We start from the raw sequence: 25939 nt of genomic DNA on the forward strand, positions 1-25939 counted from the left end.
CGAGCCGGTTTGGGGAGGGTCCGGGATGTGGACGGTGGCCGGGGGCCCGCCCTACTCGGAGCCGGACAGGTTCCCCGTCACACTCCCCGCCCCTGCCCCTGTTCCTGTTCCCGTCCCCGCCCCCACGCCACCCTCCACTCCCCCGCCGCTCTCTCCACGCTTCCCCTCCAGCAGGCTGCGTACGAGGGCCACGAGTTCGGCGGGCTCGAAGGGCTTGGGAAGGAAGGCGTCGACGCCCGCTTCGAGGCCGGCCTCGACCTCGTACCGGGTGCAGGCGCTGATGATCGCGAGAGGAAGATCACGGGTGAGCGGATCGGCACGCAGCCGTGCCGCCGTCCGCAGCCCGTCCAACCGGGGCATGACGACATCGAGGGTCACAAGATCGGGCCGCACCTGATGAACGACATCAAGACACTCGGCACCATCGGACGCGGTCACGACCTCGAGGCCCTCCAGCTCGAGATTGACCCTGATCAGCTGCCGGATGACCTTGTTGTCGTCCACAACAAGCACCCGGCCGGACGCGCCTGACACAACTCGAGAGTAGGTCGAGACCGGCCACCGCGTCCGGGTTTTCCCCACTTCCACCCCGTGCGGGGGCCCCAGGCCCCACCGACCCCGCGACTCCGGCGCGCCGACCTCGGGACCTGCGCTCCCCCGACTCACGGAAACCCGTTCCTGACCACCCCGACAGAGCTGGTAGTGTTCTACCCGTCGCCGCGAGCGAGCAGCTCAACGCCAGACAGCCCCTGAAGTTCGGGGGCACGCCCCCGTAGCTCAGGGGATAGAGCAACGGCCTCCGGAGCCGTGTGCGCAGGTTCGAATCCTGCCGGGGGCACCTTGGATTAGGTGCCTAAAGACCCCGCCATCAGCGAGAACGCTGAGGTCGGGGTCTTCGCGTATGTGCAGGTGGATGCCGCCGAGAAGAGGCATCCGAAGAAGGCCCCCAGCCGCCGGCCGCTCGCCCGCTCGTAGCCGGACTGCGAACAGATCGTCCAGCGCTCCGAAACCCTGCCGGAGCAACTCGTCCAGGACGTCTGAACAGTGATGGGCCCTCGCCGTTGCCGGCCGGAGCAGACCGGGGGAGGTGTTCGCCATGACCCCGGTCCGACAGCGGGTGAGGTGGGGTCAGGAGGTCGGCGGGGGCAGGTAGTCGCCGTGCTCCAGGTCTTCGAGCAGGGTCGGGTGCGTGGGCGACCAGCCGAGCAGTTCCTGGGTGTACGAGCTGGAGACGGGCGCATCGAAACCGTAGACAGTGGCCATGAAGGGGCTCGGGAAGTGCGCGGCAGCCTGGGCGGGGGTCAGCGAGACCGCGGGCAGATCCAGGCGCCGGGCGATCGTCTCCGCGATGCTCTTCAGGGTGACGCCGCTTTCGGCCGCTCCGTGCAGCACGCTGCCTGCCGGAGCCTTCTCCAAGGCCAGACGGAACAGGACCGCCGCGTCGAGCCGGTGTACCGCGGGCCACCGGTTGCCGCCGTCGCCGACGTAGGCCGAGACGCCGGTCTGTCGTGCGGTGGCGATGAGCATGCCGATGAAGCCGTGGTCGCCGGGGCCGTGGACGGTAGGAGCGAGCCGGACCACGCTTGCGCGTACTCCCCGGGCGGTGAATCCCAGACAGGCTCGCTCGCCCGCGATGCGGAAGGCGGCGATCCCGGCCGTGTCGGGCTCGTCCCTCTCGGTGCTCTCCCGGCCGGCGGGCATGACGAGCGTGCCCGAGGTGGAGACCAACGGCCTGCCCGAGTGTTCCAACGGCCGGCCGAGCGCCTCGATGGCGGCCCGGTCCCGCCGCATCATGTCGTCGAGGTCGGAGAAGTCGCCGCCGTAGGCCATGTGCAGGACTCCGTCGGCGGCCTCGGCGCCGCGGCGCAGGCTGTCGAGGTCGTCCAGGGAGCCGCGGTGCGGTGTGGCGCCCAGCGACTCCAGCCGGGCGGCGGCGGCGTCCGAGCGCGCCAAAGCGGTGACGGTGTGGCCGGCCGCGATGAGCTCGGCGACGACGGCGGGACCGGTCAGGCCGGAACCACCAGTGACGAATACACGCATGGAACGTTCTCCCCACATGTCAGTGACTGGCGCTACTTAGCGCCAGTCACTGACTCTACGGTAGCGCCAGTCACTGGCGTCAAGTAGTGCCGGTCACTGACGTGTGCGGTATCGTCGCGGGGTGCCACGGAGCGGAGCAGAAGCGCGCCGCCGCCTTCAGCAGGCGGCCCTGGAGCTGTACCGGGAACGAGGGTTCGACCAGACCACCACGGCTGAGATCGCCGCCCGGGCCGGCGTCAACGAGCGCACGTTCTTCCGGCACTTCCCGGACAAGCGTGAGGTGCTCTTCGACGGCGAAGCCGACCTGCGCGCCGCGCTGACGCGGGAGGTGGCCGAAGCGCCCGAGGGTCTCCAACCGCTCGGGATACTGCTCTACGCCTTCCGGAAAGCCGGACGGATCCTCGAGGACAACCGCCCCTTCTCGGAACCACGACTTGAAGTCATCGCCAAGACACCCGCGCTCCGCGAACGCGACTTGGCCAAGGCCGCGTCGCTCACCGACGCCGTAGCGGAGGCGCTGCGTCGGCGCGATGTCGCCGACCGGCTGGCCGGCCTGGCCGCTCAGACCGGCTGGGCCGCCTTCCACCACGCGGCCCAAGCCTGGATCGACGACCCCTCACAGAGCCTGGACGCACATCTCCTCCAGGCCTTCGACGATCTGCGCGCGCTCTCCGTGCCCGTCCCACCGGCAGAGGCACGACCTAAAAGCTGATACGCCCCACCCACGGCCACCGTCCTCGCGAGCGAACCGCGACAGGGACACTTACCAGGCCGCCGAAGCCTGTGCGAGAGAACGCGAACAGCAGTTCCCCCGACGCGGACGCCACCGACGACGAGTAAGCCCGCCTCGGGCGGATGAGGGCCCGGATCGCGAACCATTGCGCTGCGATGCGCTTGCTCACGCTTCCGTCCGGGCGAGTGCGCTCCAGCCGTGTTCCAGGAGATCGAAGGCCCGGGTGATGGCCTGACGGGGGTCGTCGTGGGCGTAGGCCGCGCGGGGGGCTTCGAGGGCGAAGTGGGCCAGGGCGGTGCAGGCGGGGTCGCCTGCGGCGAGGCCGCTCTCCTCGGCGATGGCCTGGGCGAGTGCGGTGGTGTGGCGCAGCCACATGTTCTGGGCGTAGTCGCGCAGCGCGGGGGTGCCGGTCACCAGGTCGGTGAAGGCGGTGAAGCGGGCGTCGCCGTCGGCGGAGGCCACCCGGGTGGTCAGGGCGTGTTCGCGTAGTGCGGCGGGGATGGACTGCCCCTCGGGCCGCTCGCGGACGGCGGCGAGCAGGCGGGTCTCCTGCTCGGCGTCCTCGTCGAAGACGAGGGCTTCCTTGACCGGGAAGTGCTTGAACAGCGTGGTGGTGGACACGTCGGCGGCGTCCGCGATCTCGCGAATGCCGACCGCGTCGTATCCGCGTTTCAGGAACAGGTGCAGTGCGGCGTCGGCGATGGCCTGGCGGGTGGCGGCCTTCTTGCGCTCGCGGCGCCCCATCGGCGCAGGAGAGGAATCTGCCGCGGTGTCGGTCGGCGTGCTGGGCATACCGACACCTTACCTCTCTGGTTGACCAACTTTAAAAGTTGAGTCGTTGCACTTATTGAGTTGGTGTGTTTTTCTGGAGTGGCGGCTGCGAGGCACTGCCCGGCCCCGCTTCTTCTCGACGCGACCCCGCCATCCCGCCGGCTCAGCGGTCACGGCGATCACGGCGGTCACATCGGTCACGTCACGGCAGTCACGGCAGTCACGGCAGTCACGGCAGTCAGGCCACCGCTACACAGCGAACGGAGCACATCATGAACACCACTCCCACACCCCGCATCGCCATCATCGGCGCCGGACCCGGCGGTTTGACCTGTGCCCGCATCCTCCAGCAGCACGGCATCACCGCCGCCGTCTACGACCGCGACGCCGGCCCCGACGCCCGTGACCAGGGCGGCACCCTCGACCTGCACGCCGACAACGGCCAGATCGCCCTGCGCGAAGCCGGCCTCCTGGAGGAGTTCTTCCGACTGGCCCGCCCCGAGGGACAGGAGATGCGTCAGATGGACCCGGCCGGCACGATCCTCTTTCACCACGTCCCCGAGCAGGACGAGCGGTTCAAGCCGGAAATCGACCGCGGCCGGCTGCGCGACCTGCTGCTCGACTCGCTTCAGCCCGGCACCGTGCGCTGGGGCCGCACCCTGCGGACCATCAGCGGCCCCGCCGAGGGCCCTCGACAGCTGCACTTCGCCGACGGCACCACCATCGAATGCGACCTCGTCATCGGCGCCGACGGCGCATGGTCCCAGGTCCGCCGCGCCGTCTCCCGGGCCACGCCCCAGTACAGCGGCGTGAGCTTCCTGGAAGCCTGGTTCCACGACGTCGCGACCCGGCACCCCGACATCGCCGAGCTCGTCGGCCAGGGCGGCGCCGCCGCAGCCGACGGCGACCGCGGTCTGTTCGCGCAGCGCAACAGCGGCGACCACATCCGCGTCTACATCATCCAGCGCGTACCGGCCGACTGGATCACCGCCGGCGGCCTCACCCCCGAGGACACCAGCGGCATCCGCGCCCACCTCCTGGAGCGCTACCGCGACTGGTCACCCCGCCTGCGCCGGCTGATCACCGACAACGACGGCCTCTACGTCGACCGTCCGATCTTCGCCCTGCCCGTCCCCCACACCTGGGAGCACAACCCCACGGTGACCCTGCTCGGTGACGCAGCCCACCTCATGCCCCCGCTGGGCGTCGGCGTCAACCTCGCCCTGCTGGACGCCTGCGAACTCGCCCTCGCCCTCGCCCACCACAACACCATCGGCCAAGCCGTCCACGCCTATGAGAAGACCATGCTTCCCCGTTCCACGGAGGCGGCCCGGCTCCTCGACGGTGCCGCCGACCACCTGCTCTCCACCGAGCTGCCCGACTTCGCCACCGCCGACCACCACTGACCATCCTTCAGCGCCGGTCGGGCGAAGAGGAGCATGCCGTCGTCGATGGCCTTCGGCCGCCCGCTGTGGTTGCTCTTCGCCGTGGCGGTGACCTGGCCCTCCAGGGTCTTCCGGCCGGCTTCAGTGCCTCTCCCGTGCAGCGTCGGCCGGGTCTTCACCCGGGTGGAGATCTTCTCGGAGCGGACGGTGCGGTACTCCGTCGCGGTCTTCCCGCCGTGGGTGCGGCAGGGACTGCCGGCCGCTCCCCGCGGCTCACAGGCCCCGTTCGTCCATCATCCGCAACAGGTTCCGCTTGCGCCTCTGGGCTGTGCGCAGGGCAGTGACGTACGGGGTGAACTCGTTCGGTGTGCCCAGGTGGCGGTGGCAGTCGCGGATGTTCAGGAGGAGGCTGACGAGTTGCTCGTAGGCCGCGTTGCCGGTCTGTCTGGTGAGCGGTTCGGCCAGGCGCAGGTAGACGTCGAGCGCGTCGGCGGGGCGGTCGACGCGGGACTGGTCGGCGAGGGTGAGCCATTGGCGCTCGTCGGCGCCGGTTTCGGTGGCGGCTCGCCAGGCGGCGTCGACGTCCCCGTCGTCGAGCAGCGCGTCGATGAGGACAGGGCCGTCGTATCGGCTCCGCTGCCGCCGTCTCGCGTCGGCGCGGAGCAGGGCGAGTGCCTCTTCGCGCTCGGCCTGCCAGCGGTCGGCGGCCTGCGCGGCCGCGCGCAGTTGCCTGTAGGTGAGCAGGGTGCGGCGCGCGCCGAAGTGGTCGCGGCGCAGGGTTACGGCTTCGGGGAGCCGGTTCGCCTGCGTGTAGCGGTCGGAGAGGTGGTCGATGAGGGCGGTGTCGACGGCGGCGAGGTCCTCGATTTCCCTGATGCCGCGTTCCGCCCAGCGCAGGGCCTCGTCAGGGCGCCCCGCACCGTCCAGTTCCCGGGCGATGACCAGGTGGGTGTGGCCGTTCGGTGCGAGGTCGGCCGCGTGCACGGCGATCAGCGCGTCGACATCGCCTCCCGCCGCGGCCACCCGTTCCATCAGGTACTTCTCGGCCCAGCCGGTGCGGTTGCCCCGCCACGCCTCGACCGCCAGTTTCCGCAGGACGGTCATCCCCGGTTCGCCGAGGACGTCCTCGTAGTCGAGCGGATCGATGTCGGTGAGGTCGTCGGCCTCGCCGAGTACGTGGCCGGCCAGCCAGCGCGCGAGCTCCTCCGGGTCGGGGCGCGCCGCACGGCAGGCGTCGTGGTGGGCGTCGGCGAGGTCGGCTCCGATCTGCCCGAGCCGTCCGTCGGAGTCGTCGACGCTCTCCACCGCCCCGGCCAGCAGGCGCATCGCCTCCCGCGCCAGGACCATCGCGTCGGCGGCCCGGCCCGAGCCGGTCAGTGCCCTGAGCGCGGACAGGGCCTGCCCGGCCCGGTCGGCGTAGGCGCGGGCGTCGGCGTACTCGACGTACCCGAACCGTGCGAACGGACCGATGTCCAGCAGCTCGCGGACGCGGGCCCGGACCGCGGGCAGGTCCCCTCGGGCGGTCGCGGCCCGCAGTTCCAGGCGGCGGCGCAGCTGCCGGTCCTCGGCGATCTGGTCCCGTAGGAGGGCGAGCAGTTCATCCTTCGACAGGCCGGACAGCCAGGCGTCGAGGCCCTCTGCACGTTCCCGAGCCGCCTTCCGCTGCCTCGGCAGGCTGTCCCCCTGGGCGAGCACGGTCAGGCCGAGCGCGACCAGGTGCTTGCAGAAGTTGCCCTCCAGGCCGTACGGGCAGTCGCACGCGCCGGCCAGGCCCCGGGGCCCGTCCGAAGACAGCTCCGCCTCGTACCGTTCCGTGCCGTGGACGGTCGCGGTGACCCGGGTGTCACCGACGTCGACCCCGGACACCGCGTCGAGGTATCCGAGCCCCCGCTCGAAGGAACGGGCACCGGCCAGCGCCCTGAGGTTCGCCTCCGTAAGGCCGTCCACGACACTCCCCCACCCGGATTCCGGCCCTGCTGGTACGGCCGTCAGCGTACGTCCGCCCGCCGGTCCGGTCCGGCGATCCGCCGGGAAAGCACACCGTCGGTGGCCTGTGCGGCGCGCCGGTCGCCTGCCGCCGGGGGCTTGGGGGCGGGGGCCGTGCGGGGCGGCTGCGGTGCGGCGTGGCGGCGCCGGGTCGGGAGGGCGAGGGTCGGGTTGGCGACGGCCCAGGCCGCGCCCTTGCAGATCAGTTCCTTGTAGAGGGCGGCGAGCCTGCCGGTGAGGGTCGCGTCGACGGCGCGGTCGTCGGCGGTGACGTACTGGATCAGGCCTTCCCTGCGGCCCAGTGAGATGCACTGGTTGAAGTAGCGGAGCGGCACGTTCGGGAGCTTGGCGCCGGTCAGGCGGGCCGCGATGGCGTCGGCGGCCTGCCAGGCGGTGGGGACGCCCGAGGCGCACGACATGCGCAGGGGCTTGTCGCCGGCGCCCGTCGCCAGGGCCGCGTCGCCGATGGCGTACACGTCCGGGTGCGAGATTGAGCGCATGGTGTCGTCGACCACGATCCGGCCTCCTTCGGTGGTCTTGAGGGTGGTGGCCCGCGCGATCGGGTGGGCCGCGAAGCCCGTCGTCCACACGGTGACCGCGGCCGGGACGGGCGTGCCGTCGGCGGTGGTGACGTGGTCGGCCCCGACGGCGGTGACGGCGGTGTGCTCGTGGACGGTGATGCCGAGCTCGTCGAAGACCTTCCGCAGGTGCCGGCGGCCCTTGGCGGAGAGCCAGTCGCCGAGGCCGCCCCGGGCGGTGAGGGCGACCGCGAGGTCCGGGCGGGCGTCGGCGATCTCGGTCGCGACCTCCAGGCCGGTGAGGCCGCCGCCGACCACGACCACGGGCTGTCCGGCGTCCAGCCGGGCCAGGCGCTCGCGCAGCCGCAGCGCTCCGGGGCGACCGGCGATCTCGTGGGCGTGCTCGGCGACGCCGGGGACGCCCTGGTCGGTCCAGCCGCTGCCGAGGGCGTACACGAGGGTGTCGTACGTCAGTTCCTCGGTGCCGGTCGCGGTCTGGACGGCGACGGTCTTGCGGTCGGCGTCCACGGCGGTGACCTTCCCGAGCCTCAGTTCGACGCCGGTGCCCGCGAACATCTCGCTGAAGGGGCGAGGCGTGAGGTCCTGGCCGGCCGCGAGCTGGTGCATCCGTACGCGCTCGACGAAGTCGGGCTCGGCGTTGACGAGGGTGATGGCGACGTCGTCGCGGTGGAGCCGCTTGGCGAGGCGGCCGGCGGCGATGGCTCCCGTGTATCCGGCTCCGAGGACCACGATGCGGTGCTGCATGTCCGTACTCCTGACTCCTGTCTGGGGCGGGTTCGCCACTTGAACCGGGTGGCCTCCCGTTTCCTGACAGAAGTGGAGTGTGAAGCACGTCACAGCACTCCACGGTGCCTCACCGCGTGGTCAGAAGGTGACCAGCAGGGGTTCGCCGTGGTCGGTGGCCGACCACCGCCGGGTCGCGCGTTCGAGCTTGTCGGGGTTGACCTGGTTGCGGAACGCGGCGATGCCGTCGGCGGTGATCTCCAGGCACATGACGCCGATGACGCGGCCGTCGACGACCGCCACCACGGCGGGGCCGCCGTTGGCGGTCGTGGTGTACATCTCGGGTGAGCCGCCGACCAGGGCACGCTTGGCCTTGCCGGGGGTGAACAGGCCCCGCATGAACTTCGCGACCGCGAGCGCGCCCTCGAACGCCTTGGCGCGGGCCGGGACCTTCCCTCCGCCGTCCCCGATCAAGATGGCGTCCTGGGTGAGCAGCTGTACGAGGGGCTCGGTCCGGCCGCTGGTGGCCGCCGCGAGGAACTCGTCGACGATCCGGCGGACCGTGGCCCCGTCGGACTCGGTGCGGGTCCTGCCGTCCGCGACGTGCTTCTTGGCGCGGTGGAAGATCTGCTGGCTGGCGGCCTCGGTGATGCCGAGGATCGCGGCGACCTCCCGGTGCGGGTAGTCGAAGGCCTCCCGCAGCACGTACACCGCCCGCTCGTTGGGCGAGAGACGCTCCAGGAGGGCGAGGACCGCGTACGAGACCGATTCGCGCTGTTCGGCGGTGTCGGCCGGGCCGAGCATCGGGTCTCCGGCGAGCAGCGGCTCGGGGAGCCATTGGCCCACGTAGGTCTCGCGCCGCGCGCGGGCCGAGGTGAGCTGGTTGAGGCACAGGTTGGTGAGGACCTTCGTCAGCCAGGCCTCGGGGACCTCGACGTGGTCGACGTCGGCGGCCTGCCAGCGCAGGAAGGTGTCCTGCACGGCGTCCTCGGCCTCGCTCGCGGAGCCGAGGAGGCGGTAGGCGATGGCCTCCAGGCGGGGCCTCGACGCCTCGAAGCGGTCCACGTCGTCCATGGTCAGGGACATGGCCCGGATCCTAGCTCTCGCGGCCCTCGCGTGTGCGGCGGCCGCCGCACCTCATGCCCTCATGCCCTCGCGGCCTCATGCCCTCATGCCCTCGCGGCCTCGTGCCCTCGTGCCCTCATGCCCTCGCGGCCCGCGGCTTCTGACCCCGGTCGTGGTCCTGGCTGTGGGGGAACGGGGCGTGGGCGGCAGAATGGGCCGAGTGTCCACCGTGATCGTCGAGATCCATGTGCCGTTGTCGCCGGCGCCGAACCTGCCGGACGGCGCCTGCCCCTGCCCCTGGATCGACCAGGTCGAGGAATTCCTGGTCGATGTCGAGGACGAAGGCGACGTGGAGGTCTTCGACGACGGGGAGCAGTTCGAGGACGCCTACGTCTTCTTCGTCACCGGGGCCGGTGAGGAGGAGCTGCTGGCGGTGGCGTCCCGTGTGGCGCTGCTGCCCGGGGTTCCCGCCGGGGCGTTCGCGGTCGTCAGCCACGACGACGCCGAGGAGTTCGGCATGGGGCGGCGGGTGGCGCTGCCGTCGGCCGGCCCGGCCTGAGGGCCGGCGACGGGGAGAACCGCCGTCGGCCACCCCCGCCTGAGAGCCGGCCACGCGGGGAACCGCCGTCGGCCACCCCCGCCTGAGAGCCGGCCACGCGGGGAACCGCCGTCGGCCACCCCCGCCTGAGAGCCGGCCACGGGGAGAACCGCCGTCGGCCGGCCCCGCCTGAGAGCCGGCGACGGGGAGAACCGCCGTCGGCCACCCCCGCCTGAGAGCCGGCGACGGGGAGAACCGCCGTCGGCCACCCCCGCCTGAGGGCCGCAGGGGCCGCGGCACGTCTCCGGTCCGGTGGCGTGCGCGGCTTCTGGGCTGCGGCCGTTCCGCCGCTAGCGGAAGTCGGCCGCCGGGGTGGCGGTGGTGGGGGTGGTGGGGGTGGTCGGGGTGGTGGGGGTGCGTTCGCCGCGCTGGGCGGTGATGCGGCCCGCGGGAGGGGTGTCGGCGCGGGGGCGGAGCAGCCAGGCTGCCAGTGCGGCGCCGAACAGCATGATGATGCCGGAGACGAGCAGGCACAGCTGGAGTCCGTCCAGGAAGGACCGGGAGAGGGCGTGCAGGGCGGGGGCGGTGTCGCGGCCCAGGGGGAGGGTGGCGACGGCTCCGAGGCCGTCGGCTTCCACGGCGTCCTGTATCCGGCGGCTGGTCGCGTCCGTCAGGCCGGCCGCGGCGAGGTGACCGGGCAGGGCGGCGACCGCCTTGCCGGTCAGCAGAGCGCCGAGGATCGCGGGGCCGAGAGCGCCGCCGACCTGGCGGAAGGCGTTGTTGCCGGCCGCCGCCATGGCCGCCTGGTGGTGCGGCACCGAGGAGACGGCGGTCGCGGTGATGCAGGGGAAGGCCAGGCCCAGGCCCAGGCCGAGGAGAGCCAGGCGCCAGGCCAGGGAGGCGAAGGAGGTGTCGGCGCCGACGTTCATCAGGGAGAACAGCGCCACGGCGGTGAGGGCGAGTCCGCCCGTGATCAGCGTGCGCGGTGACAGGTGGCGCATCAGCCGGCCGACCGCGGTGCCCAGGATCATGGGCGGCGCGGTGGTCATCAGCAGCCGCAGGCCGGCCTCCAGGGTGCTGAGCTGCTGCACCATGCCCAGGTAGAGGCTGAGGACGAAGAAGAAGCCGAGCAGTCCCAGAAAGCTGATCATCACGACCAGCGTCGACCCGGTGAAGGCGGGGCTGCGGAACAGCGACAGGTCCAGCATCGGGCTCGGGCCGCGCCGTTCGATCAGGACGAACGCCACGGCGGAGCACACCGCCACCACCAGGGCCGCGACGACCCGGGCCGCGGCGAACGAGGTGGCCCCGCCCTCGATGACGCCGTACACCAGGGCGACGATCGCCAGGGTGGCGGTGATCTGGCCCGGCCAGTCCAGCTTCCGCTCGACCGGGGAGCGGGACTCGGTCAGGACGAACGCCGCGACGACCATGGTGACCAACGACAGGGGAAGGGGCAGCAGGTAGATCCAGCGCCAGGCGGCGTGCTCGACGATGACGCCGGCGACGATCGGGCCGACGGCCAGGGAACCCATCATCGACGTCGTCCACAGGCCGATGTACTTGCCGCGTTCCCGGGGGTCCGGGACGGCGTGGCTGATCAGTGCGAGCGTCATCGGCAGCAGCGCGGCGGCGCCCACGCCCGCCAGCGCCTGGCCGATCCACACCATCTCGACGGACTGCGCGGACAGGCCGACCGCGGCGCCCAGCGCGCAGAATGCCAGGCCCGTCTGGAAGACCTTCTTGCGTCCGTGGACGTCGCCGAACACGCCGGCGGTGAGGATCAGCGCGGCGACCGGCAGGACGAACGCGTCGGACACCCACGACAGGTCGGCCGTCGACGCGTCCAGCGCCTGCTGGATCACCGGCAGGCTCACCGCGACCGTCGTCACGGGGAAGTAGCCGACGAAGACCCCCAGACAGGCCATGACCAGCGTCGCCGTACGCCGGTCGCGGCGTTCCTCCCTCGGTTCCCCCATCACTGCTGCACTCACTTCGGGCTCCTTCGTGACCGTGTGCGGGCTGCCTTCGGTCGCACGAGCGTCGAGCGACCGTCGAGCGACCGTCGAACGACCTGGGAACTATGCGGCGCCTCCGGACCGCGAGGCGAGCCGGTGGCCGTCGACGCCGGATTTCCGACAGGCCGGCCGCTGTCGGGGCGGGAAAGTTCCACTCTCCGGGATGGGCTCCGGGACCGGCTCCGGGACGGGCTCCGGAGCGGGCTCCGGAGCGGGCTCCGGAGCGGGTGGGGCGCCCACCCCGGACCACCTCGCTCCGTGAGGTCATGGCCATCGATCGGGTGGGCGGGGCACGGGATTCATGAGACGCGCCGTTCCGGTTCGCCCGGATACGCCCATAAGACAGGTGTTATGTGGTTATGCACACTCATACGCGGCGTAGCCTGCTCGGTGCCTCGATCGCGGCCGTCGGATCGGGAGCCCTGACCTCGTGTTCCGGTTCCGGCTCGCGTCCGGGGGCCGAGCGTCGGCCGGAGTCCGGGACGAGCGCGGGTGCGGGGCCCGGCCCTCACTCGGCGTCCGGATCGCCTTCGGGGCTCGAACCCCACTCGGCGGGCAGGACCGACGGTCACGACGGTGGCGGCTTCGTGCCCAAGGGACCCGAGGGATACGTGAACCCGTCCGACCCCGAGGTCGTCGCCGCCGAGGAGGCGCGCGGGAAGGGGCCCGTGCGCAGGTTCCGGCTGACCGCCACCGAGACCACCCTGGACCTGGGCGGACGGACCGTCAGGTCATGGGCGTACGGCGACTCGCTGCCCGGCAAGGAGGTGCGGGTGTCGACGGGCGACATCCTCGAGATGACGCTCGCCAACCACCTGCCGGAAGCGACGACGCTCCACTCGCACGGTATCCGTCTGCGCTGCGACATGGACGGCGTCCCCGGCCTCACCCAGCACTCGATCAGGCCCGGCGCGGACTTCACCTACCGCTTCGCCGTGGCGCACCCGGGCACGTACTGGCTGCACTCGCACTCGGGCATGCAGCTCGACCGCGGTCTGTACGCCCCGCTGATCGTCGAGGACCCCAAGGAGCCGCTGTCGTACGACAAGGAGTGGGTCGTCGTCCTGGACGACTGGGTGGACGGTGTGGACGGCTCCACCCCGGACGGCGTGCTCACGCAGCTGAGCAAGGGCCGGCGCGCGCCGATGGACATGGGCGAGGACGACCTGCACACGGGGTCCGGACACGGCGGGTCCTCCGGCACCGACCGGCCGGGAGGCGGAAAGGCCACCGGCCCCTCCCGCATCCTGCACGGGGTGCGGAGCAGCATCCTGAAGAGCGACGGCGGGCATGTCGACTACCCGTACTACCTGGCCAACGGCCGGCTGTCGCGGGCGCCCTCGGTGTTCCGGGCGCGGCCCGGCGACCGGATCCGGATCCGGCTGATCAACGCCGGGGGCGACACGCCCTTCCGGGTCGCGCTCGGCGGCCACCGGATGACCGTGACCCACACCGACGGCTACCCCGTCGAGCACACCCGGACGGACGCGCTGATCCTGGGCATGGGCGAACGCTACGACGTGCTGGTCACCGTCAAGGACGGCGTGTTCCCGCTGGTCGCTCTCGCCGAGGGGAAGAAGGGACGGGCCCTGGCGGTCCTGCGGACGAGCGGCGGGAAGCTGCCCGGGCCCTCCGTGCGTCCCCGGGAACTCGACGGCCGGCTCGTACCGGCGAGACGGATGGTGCCCGACGAGTCCGTGGCGTTCCACGACCGCGCCCCGGACCGCGAACTCCGCTTCCGGATGACCGGCACCATGGAGAAGTTCAACTGGTCCTTCGACCACCGGCCCTACGACATCGAACAGCGCTTCCCGATCGAGGAAGGGGAACGGGTCCGCGTGACCCTCGTCAACGCCACCGACATGTGGCACCCGATGCACCTGCACGGCCACACCTTCGCCCTCGCCGGCATCGACTCGGCCGGAGCCCGCAAGGACACCGCGCTGGTGCTGCCGCACCGCAAGCTCGTCATCGACTTCAACGCCGACAACCCGGGACTGTGGATGCTGCACTGCCACAACCAGTACCACGCCGAGTCCGGCATGATGACCATCCTCGGCTACCGGAAGTGACCGGCGGACAGCGGCCACGCGACCACGACCACGGCCGTCAGCGGGGTGCGCGGGCCCGCTCGGTCGTGCTGGCGCGGACGCGGAGCTCCACCGGGACGACCGTCAGCGGGGGCGGCGGCGTCTCCGGCGCCTCGATGCGGTCCAGCAGGACGTGCAGGGAGCGGGTGCCGATGTCCGAGAAGTCCGTGCGGACCGTGGTCAGGGGCGGCAGGAAGTGGGCGGCCTCGGGGATGTCGTCGTAGCCGACCACGCTGACGTCGCCGGGGACGCGGCGGCCCGCCTCGTGCAGGGCCCGCAGGACCCCCAGGGCCATCTGGTCGTTCGACACGAATACGGCGGTGACCTGGGGGTTCTTCGCCAGTTCGCGTCCCCGTTCGTAGCCGGAGTCGGCGCTCCAGTCGCCGGTGAGGGGAGCGGGCACCTCGGCGCCGTGCGCCTCCAGGACGGCCCGCCAGCCGTCCGCGCGGCGGTCCGCCGACGTCCAGCCGGACGGGCCCGCCACGTGCCAGACCGTGGCGTGGCCGAGGGCGAGGAGGTGTCCGGTCGCCTTGCGGGCGCCGGAGACGGCGTCCGAGGTGACCACGGGAGTGCCGTCGCCGAGGTCGTTGTCCAGGACGACGAGCGGGGTGTCCAGCCGGGCCTCGGCCAGCCCCCTCGCCACCCACAGCTGCGGCGCGATCGCGATCACGCCGTCCGCGCCCTCCGCCGACAGCCGGTCCACCGCCCGGACGACCGTGTCGCGGTCGGCCGTGTCCAGGGCGATCGAACTGACCAGGTAACCGGCTTCCTGCGCCGCCGTGTTGACGGCCGTCAGGGTCGAGGCGGGGCCGTACCGGGCCGCGTCGAAGGAGATCACTCCGAGCATCCGGGTGCGGCCGCTGGCCAGCGAGCGGGCGCTGCGGCTCGGGCGGTAGCCGAGCGTGCGCATCGCCGCGAGGACCGCCTCGCGGGTCTCCGGCCGGACGGCCGGGTGGTCGTTCAGCACCCGCGAGACCGTCTGCTTGGAGACGCCGGCCAGCTTCGCCACGTCGCCCATCACGGGACGCGCGCCCGCGAAGTTGCGCCGGCTGCGCCCCTGGCCCTGTCCCTTGCCCTTGCCGGGTCCCTGGCCCTGGCCCTGGCCCTGGCCCTGGCCCTGGCCCTGGCCCTGGCCCTGGCCCTTGCCGGGTTCCTGTTCCTGTCCCTGGCCCTGGCCCTGGCCCTTGCCGGGTTCCTGTTCCTTGTCGGCCGGGCCGCCGCCACCGTCGTCGGCAGCTGCCGCGGCCGTAGCGACGAGTGCGCCGGGGTCGGCGTCGGGGCTGGTCATCGAGGGGCTCTTTCTTCTTCTGCGGGGGGCCGGCCGGCCCTGCGCCGCCCCGGTTCCGGCAGACCACAGGATAGGCCGGGCGGGGCGGGAGGAGGGGCGGGCGAGGCGGGCGGGCGGAGGGGCCGGCACCCGTCCCCCGGGGGCTGGGTCACTCTTGCCGGTGGCCGAGGTCGGGGGTGTCCGTGAGGTGGGCTCGGGGGGTGGTGGTGGCGTGGAGTTCGAGGAGGAGCAGGTCGTTGGTGCCGGGGCGCAGGACGGGGGCGGGGACGTAGAGCGTGCGCTGGGGGCCGCGGTTCCAGTAGCGGCCGAGGGGGAAGCCGTTGATCCACGCCTGGCCCTTGGTCCAGCCCGGGAGGGACAGGAAGGTGTCGGCGGGGGTCGTGACGTCGAAGGTTCCGTGGTGGAAGGCGGGTTCGGCGAGAGCGGACGTCGGGGTGGGGGCGGGCGGGAGGGCGTCCGGGGCGGGGACGTCGTCCAGGGGGAGCGGGTGGCAGGACCAGTCGAGCAGGGGTGTGCCGTCGAAGGTGACCGGGCCCGCCAGGCCCTTGTGGGTGCCGATGCGGGGGCCGTAGTTGACCCGGCCCGTGTTCTCGACGAGGACGTCCAGGACGGCACCCGGGCGGGGGCTGCGGACGGGGAGGGCCTCCTCGTGGCGCTCGCGTTCGACGACGCCCGCGGGAGCGCCGTCCAGGAAGACCTGGGCGCGGTCGCCCACGCCGCCGGTGAAGTGCAGCAGACCGGTCCCCTCCACCGGGACGGTCGTGCGGTAGAGGACGTACCCGGCACGAAGCCCCAGGACGTCGGCGGACACGGGGTCCGGGGCGTGGGTGGGGCGTCCGGCGAAGAAGGGGTGCGGGGCGTCGGCCGGGCCGTCGGGGGGCGGGAGGAGCGGTGCGCGGCGGGTCAACTCCACCGTGACCGGCGGGAGCTTGGGGGAGGGGGCGGGCACCGGTTCGTCCGGGACCGGGGCGTGGCGGGCGATCACCTCTCGGAAGGCGTGGTACTTCGGACCCGGGTCGCCGCTCTCGGTGAGCGGGGCGTCGTAGTCGTACGACGTGACGGTGGGCACGTAGGCGTGGTGGTGGTCGGCGCCGTTGGTGAAGCCGAAGTTGGTGCCGCCGTGGAACATGTAGACGTTGACGGAGGCGCCGGCGGCGAGCAGGCGGTCCAGGTCGGCGGCCGCATCGGCCGCGTCCCGGCCGTGGTGCGGGCCGCCCCAGTGGTCGAACCAGCCGATCCAGAACTCCGCGCACATCAGCGGGCCTTCGGGCTGGTGCTCGCGCAGGCGCGCCAGGGAGCGGTCGACGCGGCTGCCGAAGGTGGCCGTGGTGAGCACGCCGGGGAGGCCGCCCTTGGCGAGGTGCGTCGGATCGGCCTGGTCGCAGGTGAAGAGGAGTTCCTCCACCCCGCGGACGCGGAAGGCGTCCTCCAGGTGCTTGAGGTAGGCGGTGTCGTCGCCGTAGGCGCCGTACTCGTTCTCCACCTGTACGGCGATCACGGGGCCGCCGGACGCGGCCATGTGCGGCAGGAGCGGGGGGAGGAGGAGATCGAGGTAACGGTCCACCGCGTCCGTGAAGCGGGGGTCGCTGCTGCGCAGGCGGATGTCCGGGTCCGCGGTGAGCCAGTGGGGCAGGCCGCCGCCGTCCCACTCGGCGCAGATGAACGGACCGGGGCGGAGCAGGACATGCAGGCCCTCGGTGGCGGCCAGGCGGAGGAAGCGGGGGAGGTCGAGGAGGCCGTCGAGGGCGAGGGTGCCGGGTTCGGGCTGGTGGAGGTTCCAGGGGATGTACGTCTCCACCGTGTTCAGGCCCATGAGGCGGGCCTTGCGCAGGCGGTCGGGCCACTGGTCGGGGTGGACACGGAAGTAGTGCAGGGCGCCGGAGATGATCCTCAGGGGCCGGCCGTGGAGGAGGAAGCCGTCCTGGGTGGTGGTGAGGGCGGGCATGGCGGGCCTTTCCTTCGTGAGTGCGTTCGGGGGCTGCCTGCTGGGTGAGGTCCGGGGGCTCAGGGCTCAGGGCTCAGGAGGCTCAGGGGGCTTGCGGAAGGGATCTGAGGGAAGGGCCGGGTGAAGGGGCGGCTGGGGGCGGGTGCCGGGCGGAGGGCCCGGGCGGAGGACCCGGGCGGAGGACCCGGGCGGAGGACCCGGGCGGAGGACCCGGGCGGAGGGCCGCTGCGGGAGTGCCGGGGCCCGCCGAAGGGGGTGGTGCGGGAGCATCGGGCCCGCGACCCGCTACGGGGCTGCCGGGCGGGTCGCCCGGGTCAGCCACAGTGTGGCGGCCAGGCAGGTGGCCGAGAAGGTGGCGAGGAGGAGGGGTACGGCCTGGGTGCCGGACCACTCGATGACCTTGCCGAGGGCCGGGCCGGCCGCCACGCCGCCCACCATGGACGCCGCGATGACGACGGCGCCGGCCCGCCGGGCCCGGGGAGCCGCCCGGTGCAGCCAGGGGAGGCCGGTGGGGAAGATCGGCGCGATGAAGAGGCCGACGCCCGCGTAGGCGTAGGGGGCCAGGCCGGGTACGGCGGCCAGGAGGAGGCAGGCGGTCATGCCGGCGCAGGAGACGGTGACGATGGCCGGCGCCGAGAAGCGCAGGGCCAGCGGGGCGACCAGGAAGCGGCCGGCGGTCATCATCAGCCAGTAGACGGAGGTGGCGGTGGCGGCGATGCCGGCGCCGTAGCCGACGGCTTCCAGGTGGGTGGGTTCCCAGCCGCCGACGCCGGCCTCGATGCCGACGTGCAGGACGTAGAGGGCGACGAAGACGGCCAGGACGGAGGCCAGGCTGCGGGCCACTGCCGGGGACCCGGGGACGGCCGCGGACTCGGCGTCGGCGTCGGCATCGGCCTCGCCCGGTCGGGGAGCTCGGTCGCGTACGCCCTTCAGGCACAGCAGCAGAGGCAGGTTGGCCAGGGCGAAGGCCAGGAAGACCACCTCGTGGCGGTCGGCGCCGACCGCGCCGATCAGGGCCGGGCCGAGGATCGCCCCGACGCCGAAATGGGCGTTGAGGATGTTGAGCAGGGCGGCGGACCGATGGCCGAAGCCGACGGCGAACAGCTGGTTCAGGCCGTAGTCGATGCCGCCGAATCCGAGGCCCGCGAGGAGGGCCGCGGTGAGGGCCAGGGGCCAGGTGGGCGCGAGCGCGAAGCCCGCCGCGCCGAGCGCCATCAGCAGGTAGGAGGCGCCGAGGATCCGGCGGTTGCCGGTCCGGCCGTACAGACGGTCGAAGAGCAGGACGCCGACGACCCCGCCGATGAAGTGGGCGCTCAGGGCGAGACCGGCGGCCGAGGGAGCGAGGCCGAACTCCTCGCGCAGCGCCGGGATCGCAGGGCCGTAGAAGGCCTGGAGGGCGCCGATGAGGACGAAGCCGGCACAGGACGCGACGACGGCGGTGGGGGTGAAGGCCGGGGTGGTGGCGGGGGCGCGACGCTGTGTCGTCCGGTCGGTCACGCGGGCTCCAGGGGAAGGCCCACGACGGCGTGGGCGGCCAATGACGAACTCCGACGCCAGGTGATGTTACCGGTAACATTCGGGGCGTCAAGATCCCCTGCGAAGGGACGGGAAGGAAGGAGTGGCGAGATACCTGAGGGACCGTCACGTGACCGTGGCGGACCGTCCGCAGCGTCGCGAAGTGGCCCTCTCCGCGCCCCTGAGCGGTATCGGCAGATGTCGTGACGGCCACGGATCGGTTGCGACAAGTGACGGGTGGCGTAGGAGAGTCGGGGGTGCGGGAGCATGCCGGACATGGGACGGGAACGGTACGTCGATCTCCTGCGGGCGTGGGCGATCCTGCTGGTGGTGCTCGGGCACTGGCTGATCACCGGGCTGGTGCGGCATCCGGACGGGACGATCGGCGCGCCGGAGCTGCTGGTGGCGGTTCCCTGGACGCAGTGGCTGACGCTGGGCTTCCAGATCATGCCGCTGTTCTTCCTCGCCGGAGGGCACGCGGCGGCGGGGTCCTGGGCGCGGGCGCGGGCCGACGGGGGGACGGCCGCCGGGTGGGTCGGGCGGCGGGCGGTACGGCTGCTGCTGCCGGCCGGTGTCTACAGCGGGCTCGTCCTGGTGGCCGTCGGGGTGTGCTCGGCGCTCGGCGTGGACCCGGTCACGCTGGCGCTGGTGGGGTGGGCGATGGCCATGCAGTTCTGGTTCCTGCCGGTCTACCTGCTGCTCAGCGCGCTGACCCCGGCACTGCACGCCCTGCACCGGCGGTGGCGGCTGCGCGTCCCGGCGGGGCTGGCCGCCGCCGCCCTCGTCGTCGGCGTCCTGGACGTGGCGGCGGACGCGCCGTACGTCGGGGCGCTCGACTACGTACTGGTGTGGGGCGTGGTCTACCAGCTGGGCTTCTGCTGGCGGGACGGCCGGCTGGACGGGCGGCTGGACGGCCGGCTGGACGGGCGGCGGTCGCTGCCGCTCGTCCTCGCGGTGGGCGGCGGGGCCGGGTTCGCCGCGCTGGTGGGGTTCGGGCCCTTCCCGGTCAGCCTGATCCTGGTGACCGGCCAGGAGCCCAGCAACACGGACCCTCCGTCGGCGGCCATGCTGGCGTGGGCGGTCGCGCAGGTCGGGGTGTGTCTGCTCGTGGCGCCCGCGGTGCGGCGGCTGTTGGAGCGGGAGCGGGTGTGGCGCGCGGTGCGGGGTCTGGGGGCCGTCAGCATGACCCTCTACCTGTGGCACATGCTGCCGGTGCTCGTGGTCGCCGCGGCCTTCTACCTGACCGGCCTCGCCCCCGAGCCCGGCTACGGTTCGGCGGCCTGGTGGGGGATGCGGGTGCCGTGGCTGGTGGTGCTCGCGGTCGTCCTGGTGGGGGTCCTACGGGTGCTGCGGCCGCTGGAGCGGGCGTTGTCGGCATGGGCCGGGCGGGTGCGGCCCGAGGCCGGGCTGCGGGGAGCTCGGGCGTGGCGGATGTGGGCCGGTGTGGGGGTGAGCGCCGGGGCGCTGGCGTTCTTCGCCGGGCACGGGTTCACCGACGGCGGCCGGTTTCCCGTCGCGGCCGCGGTGGGGCTGGCGGTGGGGGCGGGGCTGCTGCTGTTCGGGGGACGGGCGGGCGGGGGCCCGCCGGCCTCTCCGGGGGACACGGGTGGGGCGGCCGCGGCCGAGGGTCCTGGAGAGGGGCGTCAGGTGGAGGAGGCCGCCTGAGGTCGAAGGGCAGCGGTGCCGTGGCCTGCCCCTCCGCTCACTCCGTCGGGCAGGGCTCGGCCGGCGTCTCGTCCGGGACGAGCCGTACCTGGGACGCCCGGAGTGTGAGTGGCTCCTTGGTCCTCGGGTCCCAGAGGACGGCGGTGCCGCCGGAGACCCCGAAGGACAGGTACGGACGGGCGGGGTCCAGGGGGTCGCCCTCGCCCGACAGACGGGCCGGCGGGACGACGGGCTGGACGCACGTCCACTCCGGTTCCACGCCGAAGTAGGAGGGCGGCGGGTCGTACCGCTCCGCGGCGGCGACCGTCCGGTCCACCGCGGTCTCGGCCGAGCGCAGGGCCAGCAGGGCCCCGCCGAGCAGCACGAAGACGAACACGCAGACGTTCAGGGCGACGTTCATGCGGTCGGCCGGCATCGCGTAGAAGTGGTGACGGTGCCGTGCGATCCCCCACCAGGCGGGGACCGCGAGGACCGGGCTGAGGAGGGTGAGCAGTTTGACCGCCGCGAGCACCTGCCAGACCGCCGGCACCTCGAAGTCGCCCGGCGTGAAGGACAGCCCGTCGGCGTAGAGGGTGTGCAGCACGGACCCCGCGGCCAGGAAGGAGGACAGGGCCAGCGTCACGGCCAGGGGGACCGCCCAGGCCACCCACTCGCCCCAGGTCCACTGCCGTACGAGCAGCCACAGGCCGCCCACCACACCGCCGACCAGCGCGGTCATGAGGATCTGCGTGGGGGTCCAGCCCCGGCCCTCGCCGTCGAGGAGGCCCAGGCCGATCGCGGAGAGGAACGCGCACAGCACCAGGGCGGTCACGGTGCCGTGCCGCCAGCCCAACTGGGAGAGCCGCGCGCCCGCCCGTCCGGCACAGACCGCGCCGGCCAGTGCCGCGCCGAGCCAGAACCACCGGGCGAACCCGGTGCGGCCGTCCGCGAAGACGAGGGCGGCGGCCGTGCACAGCGACCAGGCCACCACGTGGGTCAGCCGGCGTTCCGTCTCCTCCTCCGGCCAGTAGCTCCCCGGGACCCGCCAGCGCCCGTCGAGCGGGCGGACCCCCGTCTGCGGCACGCCGGGCGTGTGCGCCCTGGCGACGCGCAGGGCGTGCCCCGGCTGCCCGGTGACGACGCCGCCGGCGTCATGGCGGCCGCAGCGGGTGGCGAGCCGGGCGGCGCGGCGACGCCAGGAGTGCGGCGGGGCGGACCGCCGGGCGGCGGAGTCGACGATCCGCCACTGCGTGTACATCTCGCGGTCGCGGCGCAGGAGTTGGGCGAACCGGACGTAGGCTTCGAGGCCGGCGCCGCGCAGGGCCTTGCGCACCCTGGCCGCCGCCCCGCGCTCGCATCCCGCCGCCTTGCCGAACAGGCGCACCTCGACGTCGAAGACCCGCGCCCCGGGGTCGGGGTCCAGGCCCGCGCCGTACGGCTCCTGCCCGGCCGGGGAGGAGCCGCGGACCGGCCAGCCGTGGGCCTGGAAGCGCTGCTCCGCCTCCTCCCAGTCGTCGGGCCCGCCCCGGACCTCGACCAGTGTGCGGACTCGTCGGTCGAAGCGCGGCGGCGGCATGGGGGGCGGTCACTCCTGGGCGGGAAGGCGGCGGGCGGGGGCGCCGACCGCGGCCCGGCCGGCCGCTGCACGTCCCACCGGACGCCCCCCGTCGGTAGTGATCACAAGTTCAGACCATCCACGCGCCGAGGTCAAGGTCAGGCCGAACGCCTGCGGCCGGCCGTCTTCTTCTCCGCCGCCTTCCCCGCCGCCTCCTTCTCCGGCGCCTCCTTCTCCGGCGCCGCCTTCTCCGCCGCCTTCTCCGCCGCCTTCTCCGCCGTCTTGTCCGCCGTCTTCTTCCCGGCGGTCTTCGCCGCCGTCTTCTTCGCGGACGCGCCCCGGCCGGCCGCCGTGCTCTTCGCCGTGCTCTTCGCCGTGCTCTTCGTCGCGCCCTTGGCCGTGCTCGCGGTGCTCTTGGAGGCCGTCGACTTCCTCGTCGAGGAGGAGGCGGTCTTCCTCGCGGTCGACGTCGACTTCTTGCCGCCCGTCTCCTTCGGCGCCGTACGGGCCGACTGCCGCTGCGGAAGGCGTCTGACCTCCGCCTGCTCCGGTTCCGCCGCCTGCTCCGGTTGCGCCGCCGGCTCCTCGCCGCGCGACTCCTTCGCCGCCCGCACGCTCTTCTCCAGGGCCGCCATCAGGTCCAGCACCTTGCCGCCGGCCTCGGGCGCGGCGGTCTCCGGGGGTGTCTCGCCGGCCGCCTTCGCGGCGACGACCTCCTCCACGGCCTCGCGGTACTCGTCGTGGAGGTCGTCGAGGTCGACCTCACCGAGGGTGTCCATCAGGGCGTCGGCGAGGTCGAGTTCCTTGTCGCGGACGCTGACGGAGGTGTCCGGGGCGACGCCCTCGGGGGCGCGCACCTCGTCCGGCCAGAGCAGACCGTGCATCGCGATCGCGTCGCCGACCACGCGGAGCATGCCCAGCCGCTCCCGCCCGCGCAGCGCGTACTTGGCGATGGCGACCTTGTTGCTGCGCTTCAGCGCCTCCCGCAGCAGGGTGTACGGCTTCGCCGCCGGGGCGCCCCCCGCCTGGAGGTAGTACGCGGCGTCCATCTGGAGCGGGTCGATGCGGTCGGCCGGCACGAAGGCGACGATCTCGATCGTCTTCGCGGTGGGCAGCGGCAGGTGGGACAGGTCCTCGTCGGTGATCGGGACGATCGTGCCGTCGGCGTCCTCGTACCCCTTGCCGATCTCCGCCTGGCTCACCTCGCGGTCCTCCAGCTCGCACACCTTGCGGTAGCGGATGCGGCCGCCGTCCTCGGTGTGGATCTGGCGGAAGGAGATCGCGTGATTCTCGGTGGCGTTCACCAGCTTGATCGGGATGCTGACGAGGCCGAAGGAGATCGCACCGTTCCATATGGATCGCACGTGCGGCACCTTTCCCGGCATTCAGTGAGGAATGCGATACGAGAGAATATTTCCGGCGATTCGTGTGATTCTCATCGTATGACGCCGATTACCGAGGTGGAGGGGCGGCGGCTCGCGCTGAGCAATCTGGACAAGGTGCTGTATCCGGCGACCGGCTTCACCAAGGGCGAGACGCTGCACTACTACGCGATGGTCGCGGACGCCCTGCTGCCCCATCTGCGGGACCGGCCGCTGTCCTTCCTGCGCTACCCGGACGGGCCGGACGGACAGCTCTTCTTCGCCAAGAACGTGCCGCCCGGCACGCCCGGGTGGGTGACCACCGCCGAGGTGCCGCGCGCGGAGGGGCCCTCCCGGATGGTGCTCGTGCAGGACCTGGCCAGCCTGATGTGGGCGGCGAACCTGGTCACCGAGTTCCATACGCCCCAGTGGGTGATCCGGAACGCCGAGGAGGCCGACCGGCTCGTCCTCGACCTCGACCCCGGCGCGCCCGCGACCGTCGTCGAGTGCTGCGAGGTCGCGCTGTGGCTGCGGGAGCGGCTGGCGGCGGACGGGATCACCGCATACGCCAAGACCTCCGGGGCGAAGGGACTGCACCTGCTGGCGGCGGTGCGCGGGGCATCCTCCGAACGGGTCACGGACTACGCCAAACGGCTCGCGGTCGAGGCGGAGCGGACCATGCCCCGCCTGGTCGTCCACCGGATGACGCGCAGCCTCCGCCCGGGCAAGGTCTTCGTCGACTGGAGCCAGAACGCGGCGCGCAAGACCACCGCCACGCCCTACACCCTGCGGGCCCGGCCGGAGCCCACGGTGTCGGCGCCCGTCACCTGGGAGGAGGTCGAGGAGTGCGGGGCACCGGAGCAGTTGGCGTTCCGCGCGCAGGACGTGATCGCGCGCGTCCACGACCACGGAGACCTGCTCGACCAGTTGTTCGACGACCGTGCCGCCGGCGAGGTGACCTGAGCGTTCCGGTCAGCGGCCGCGGCCGGCACCGGCGAGGCACGCCCCCATGGCTGCGACCAGGCCGCCCATCACACCGGCAGACCGGCGAAGCCACCCCACCGCCACGGCCGGGCCGCCCGTCACACCGGCGACGGGTCCCGGCGCCACCGTGTCAGCCGCGGCGACGGGTCCCGGCGCCGCCGTGTCAGCCGCGGCGACGGGTCCCGGCGCCGCCGTGTCAGCCGGCGGCGCTCCACGTCCCGCGGTCCCGGGCCATGGCGTGCAGAGCCTCCACGTCGGCCGGCTTCAGCACGCCGCCCGCGCGCGCCAGCGCGGCCAGTTCCGTGTCCCGCAGGACGCGGACCTCGCGCGGCGGCGCGGTGATCCGGACGTCCGCCGGGGCCACCAGGGCGAGGACCGGTCGGACCTCGGCGGTCAGGACGTAGGAGGCGCGGTCCGCGTCGGCGCGGACGCGGCGCAGCAGGGCGGACGGGTCGTGGCGGCCCAGGGCGACCTCCGGGTCGGCCACCAGGACCCGCTGCCGGCGGGCGTACAGCGCGTGGACGGCGAACAGGCCGCCGGGGCCGATGACCAGGTGGTGGATGCGGTCGCCGCCGGGCAGCGGGACGGAGTGCAGGGTGTGCCAGCCGGCGCCGTCGAGCCGGTCCAGGACCTCGCCGACGGCCTGCTCGGCCGCGAGCGCGCGGCGGCGCGGGTCGGGACGCAGCCGGTGCGCGGGGCCGGGGTCGCGCTCCAGGGCGACCAGCAGGGCCTCACCGGGGCGGTTGGGGGCCAGGTCGTCGTCCGGGTGGAGGGCGAGGCGGGCCAGCTCCGCGGGGGTGGGCACCGGGGGCGGGCCGACGGTGACGGGGCCGGTCAGGAAGGGGCCGAGGGCCTCCAGGACGTCGGCCCTGCGGTCGTCGGCGAGGACGTTGACCCGGCCGGCCTCCCGGTCGTACCAGGCGATGTTCCGGCCGTCGGTCAGGCAGACGTAGAGCCGTTCCCGGCCGTGGCGCCAGGTCGGTACGACGCGCAGTCCGGTCATGCACCATCACCCCTATGACCATGGGAACAGGTGGGGCGCTCCAGGGGCAAGAAGGCGGTTGCCCGGGGGAAGAGCTGGGAATGCCGTCAGGGACGTGGTGGGGGAGGCGCCGTTGCGGACCCGCAGGAAGCAACCCGACGTACCGGCTCCGGACGCTCCGTGGAACGAGATCACGCCCGGTCTGTGGATGGGCGGCCATGAGTTCCGCGGTCGCACCGGGCAGCGGGAGTCCGCCGTCGTCCGGGACGAGTTCGATCTGGTCCAGACCCTGTTGCGGGTGCCGGGTCACGGGCCCGACCGGGGTGTCCGGCACCAGGTGTGGCCGATCCCCGACGGACCGCTGGACGGCACCCAGCTCGCGGGGGTGATACGGCTGGCCCAGGCGGCGGGCGAGGCGCTCGACGAGGGGCGCACGGTCCTGGTCCGCTGCTGGCACGGCTACAACCGCTCGGGGCTGGTCGTCGCCCACACCCTGGTCCGCCGGGGCCTCGCGGCGGAGGAGGCGATCCGCCTGATCCGGTCGCGGCGCTCACCCTGGGCCCTGCACAACGAGTTGTTCGTCGCCTACCTGAGGGCGGGCCTGCCGACGGCCCGGCTGCTGGAGGAGCTGACCGAGTAATCGTTTCTCCCCGCATGCCCTCCGATGGCCCAGTGCGACGGGCGCCCCGCACACATCGCACCTAATGTGGCGAACAGTCAGATCGGTTCCGTGTGCGCCCGCGTGGAGGTGACCATGCGCCCGGGCTCCGCCGCCCG

Annotated in this window: 21 protein-coding genes and 1 tRNA gene; 9 read left to right on the forward strand and 13 right to left on the reverse strand. The window is 73.1% G+C overall.

The window, feature by feature from the left end:
• Positions 1–51 precede the first annotated feature (51 nt).
• Entirely contained in the window at positions 52–456 is a 405-nt protein-coding gene (locus ACIP67_RS20430) for a response regulator (protein ID WP_401693618.1), read from the reverse strand.
• Here ACIP67_RS20430 and ACIP67_RS20435 point away from each other — a divergent pair.
• Positions 397–531, forward strand: coding sequence for a hypothetical protein (locus ACIP67_RS20435; RefSeq protein WP_401693646.1), 135 nt, complete (start codon positions 397–399; stop codon positions 529–531). The genes ACIP67_RS20430 and ACIP67_RS20435 overlap by 60 nt on opposite strands.
• 235 nt (positions 532–766) lie before the next feature.
• Positions 767–838 (forward strand) — tRNA-Arg (locus tag ACIP67_RS20440).
• A 290-nt stretch (positions 839–1128) separates the two neighbouring features.
• Here ACIP67_RS20440 and ACIP67_RS20445 read toward each other — a convergent pair.
• Positions 1129–2040, reverse strand: a complete 912-nt coding sequence (locus ACIP67_RS20445; RefSeq protein WP_401693356.1) for an SDR family oxidoreductase — start codon at positions 2038–2040, stop codon at positions 1129–1131.
• A 121-nt stretch (positions 2041–2161) separates the two neighbouring features.
• Between ACIP67_RS20445 and ACIP67_RS20450 the strand changes: the two genes are divergently transcribed.
• Positions 2162–2752, forward strand: coding sequence for a TetR family transcriptional regulator (locus ACIP67_RS20450; protein WP_401693358.1), 591 nt, complete (start codon positions 2162–2164; stop codon positions 2750–2752).
• 186 nt (positions 2753–2938) lie between these two features.
• Here the strand turns inward: ACIP67_RS20450 and ACIP67_RS20455 are convergent, their stop codons facing one another.
• Positions 2939–3565 carry a TetR/AcrR family transcriptional regulator gene (locus tag ACIP67_RS20455; protein WP_401693360.1) on the reverse strand — a complete coding sequence of 209 codons (627 nt, stop codon included), beginning with the start codon at positions 3563–3565 and terminating at the stop codon, positions 2939–2941.
• A 251-nt stretch (positions 3566–3816) separates the two neighbouring features.
• Here ACIP67_RS20455 and ACIP67_RS20460 point away from each other — a divergent pair, with 251 nt between their 5' ends.
• Positions 3817–4950, forward strand: coding sequence for an FAD-dependent oxidoreductase (locus ACIP67_RS20460; protein ID WP_401693362.1), 1134 nt, complete (start codon positions 3817–3819; stop codon positions 4948–4950).
• Positions 4951–5202: 252 nt separating this feature from the next.
• Here ACIP67_RS20460 and ACIP67_RS20465 read toward each other — a convergent pair whose 3' ends face one another.
• The 3 genes from ACIP67_RS20465 to sigJ all read right to left on the reverse strand — a co-directional run bounded on the left by ACIP67_RS20465 (position 5203) and on the right by sigJ (position 9263).
• A complete protein-coding gene (locus ACIP67_RS20465; protein WP_401693363.1) occupies positions 5203–6876 on the reverse strand; it encodes an SWIM zinc finger domain-containing protein in 1674 nt (557 codons plus the stop codon).
• Between the two features lie 41 nt (positions 6877–6917).
• Complete coding sequence (locus ACIP67_RS20470) at positions 6918–8198, reverse strand: NAD(P)/FAD-dependent oxidoreductase (protein ID WP_401693365.1); 1281 nt, start codon at positions 8196–8198, stop codon at positions 6918–6920.
• A 120-nt stretch (positions 8199–8318) separates the two neighbouring features.
• On the reverse strand, positions 8319–9263 hold the full coding sequence (gene sigJ, locus ACIP67_RS20475; protein WP_401693367.1) for an RNA polymerase sigma factor SigJ: 945 nt from the start codon (positions 9261–9263) through the stop codon (positions 8319–8321).
• Positions 9264–9462: 199 nt separating this feature from the next.
• On the opposite strand from sigJ, the gene ACIP67_RS20480 reads away from it, so the two are divergent.
• Entirely contained in the window at positions 9463–9801 is a 339-nt protein-coding gene (locus tag ACIP67_RS20480) for a hypothetical protein (protein WP_401693368.1), read from the forward strand.
• Positions 9802–10130: 329 nt separating this feature from the next.
• Here the strand turns inward: ACIP67_RS20480 and ACIP67_RS20485 are convergent, their stop codons facing one another.
• Positions 10131–11759, reverse strand: coding sequence for an MFS transporter (locus tag ACIP67_RS20485; RefSeq protein ID WP_401693620.1), 1629 nt, complete (start codon positions 11757–11759; stop codon positions 10131–10133).
• Between the two features lie 398 nt (positions 11760–12157).
• On the opposite strand from ACIP67_RS20485, the gene ACIP67_RS20490 reads away from it, so the two are divergent.
• Positions 12158–13870: a multicopper oxidase family protein gene (locus tag ACIP67_RS20490; RefSeq protein ID WP_401693369.1), complete on the forward strand. Its 1713-nt coding sequence runs from the start codon at positions 12158–12160 to the stop codon at positions 13868–13870.
• Positions 13871–13907: 37 nt separating this feature from the next.
• Here the strand turns inward: ACIP67_RS20490 and ACIP67_RS20495 are convergent, their stop codons facing one another.
• The 3 genes from ACIP67_RS20495 to ACIP67_RS20505 all read right to left on the reverse strand — a co-directional run bounded on the left by ACIP67_RS20495 (position 13908) and on the right by ACIP67_RS20505 (position 18618).
• A complete protein-coding gene (locus tag ACIP67_RS20495) occupies positions 13908–14906 on the reverse strand; it encodes a LacI family DNA-binding transcriptional regulator (protein ID WP_401693622.1) in 999 nt (332 codons plus the stop codon).
• A gap of 418 nt (positions 14907–15324) precedes the next feature.
• Entirely contained in the window at positions 15325–17121 is a 1797-nt protein-coding gene (locus tag ACIP67_RS20500; protein ID WP_401693370.1) for a beta-galactosidase family protein, read from the reverse strand.
• A 285-nt stretch (positions 17122–17406) separates the two neighbouring features.
• Positions 17407–18618 (reverse strand): MFS transporter, encoded by a 1212-nt coding sequence (locus tag ACIP67_RS20505; RefSeq protein WP_401693371.1) that lies wholly within the window; start codon positions 18616–18618, stop codon positions 17407–17409.
• Between the two features lie 294 nt (positions 18619–18912).
• Here ACIP67_RS20505 and ACIP67_RS20510 point away from each other — a divergent pair, with 294 nt between their 5' ends.
• The gene (locus tag ACIP67_RS20510; protein ID WP_401693372.1) at positions 18913–20301 is read left to right on the forward strand and encodes an acyltransferase; all 1389 of its coding nucleotides are present in this window, start codon (positions 18913–18915) and stop codon (positions 20299–20301) included.
• A 37-nt stretch (positions 20302–20338) separates the two neighbouring features.
• On the opposite strand, the gene ACIP67_RS20515 is transcribed toward ACIP67_RS20510, so the two are convergent.
• Together ACIP67_RS20515 and ACIP67_RS20520 are read right to left on the reverse strand one after the other, a co-directional pair.
• Positions 20339–21856 carry a hypothetical protein gene (locus tag ACIP67_RS20515; protein ID WP_401693373.1) on the reverse strand — a complete coding sequence of 506 codons (1518 nt, stop codon included), beginning with the start codon at positions 21854–21856 and terminating at the stop codon, positions 20339–20341.
• A 137-nt stretch (positions 21857–21993) separates the two neighbouring features.
• Complete coding sequence (locus ACIP67_RS20520) at positions 21994–23199, reverse strand: Ku protein (RefSeq protein ID WP_401693374.1); 1206 nt, start codon at positions 23197–23199, stop codon at positions 21994–21996.
• A 78-nt stretch (positions 23200–23277) separates the two neighbouring features.
• On the opposite strand from ACIP67_RS20520, the gene ligD reads away from it, so the two are divergent.
• A complete protein-coding gene (ligD, locus tag ACIP67_RS20525) occupies positions 23278–24159 on the forward strand; it encodes a non-homologous end-joining DNA ligase (RefSeq protein WP_401693376.1) in 882 nt (293 codons plus the stop codon).
• A 217-nt stretch (positions 24160–24376) separates the two neighbouring features.
• Here ligD and ACIP67_RS20530 read toward each other — a convergent pair whose 3' ends face one another.
• A complete protein-coding gene (locus ACIP67_RS20530; RefSeq protein WP_401693377.1) occupies positions 24377–25183 on the reverse strand; it encodes a nuclease-related domain-containing protein in 807 nt (268 codons plus the stop codon).
• Positions 25184–25295: 112 nt separating this feature from the next.
• Between ACIP67_RS20530 and ACIP67_RS20535 the strand changes: the two genes are divergently transcribed.
• Positions 25296–25802, forward strand: coding sequence for a dual specificity protein phosphatase family protein (locus ACIP67_RS20535; RefSeq protein ID WP_401693379.1), 507 nt, complete (start codon positions 25296–25298; stop codon positions 25800–25802).
• The last annotated feature ends 137 nt before the right edge of the window (positions 25803–25939 follow it).

This window comes from Streptomyces sp. NPDC088812, from assembly GCF_044750285.1.
GTDB lineage: Bacteria > Actinomycetota > Actinomycetes > Streptomycetales > Streptomycetaceae > Streptomyces.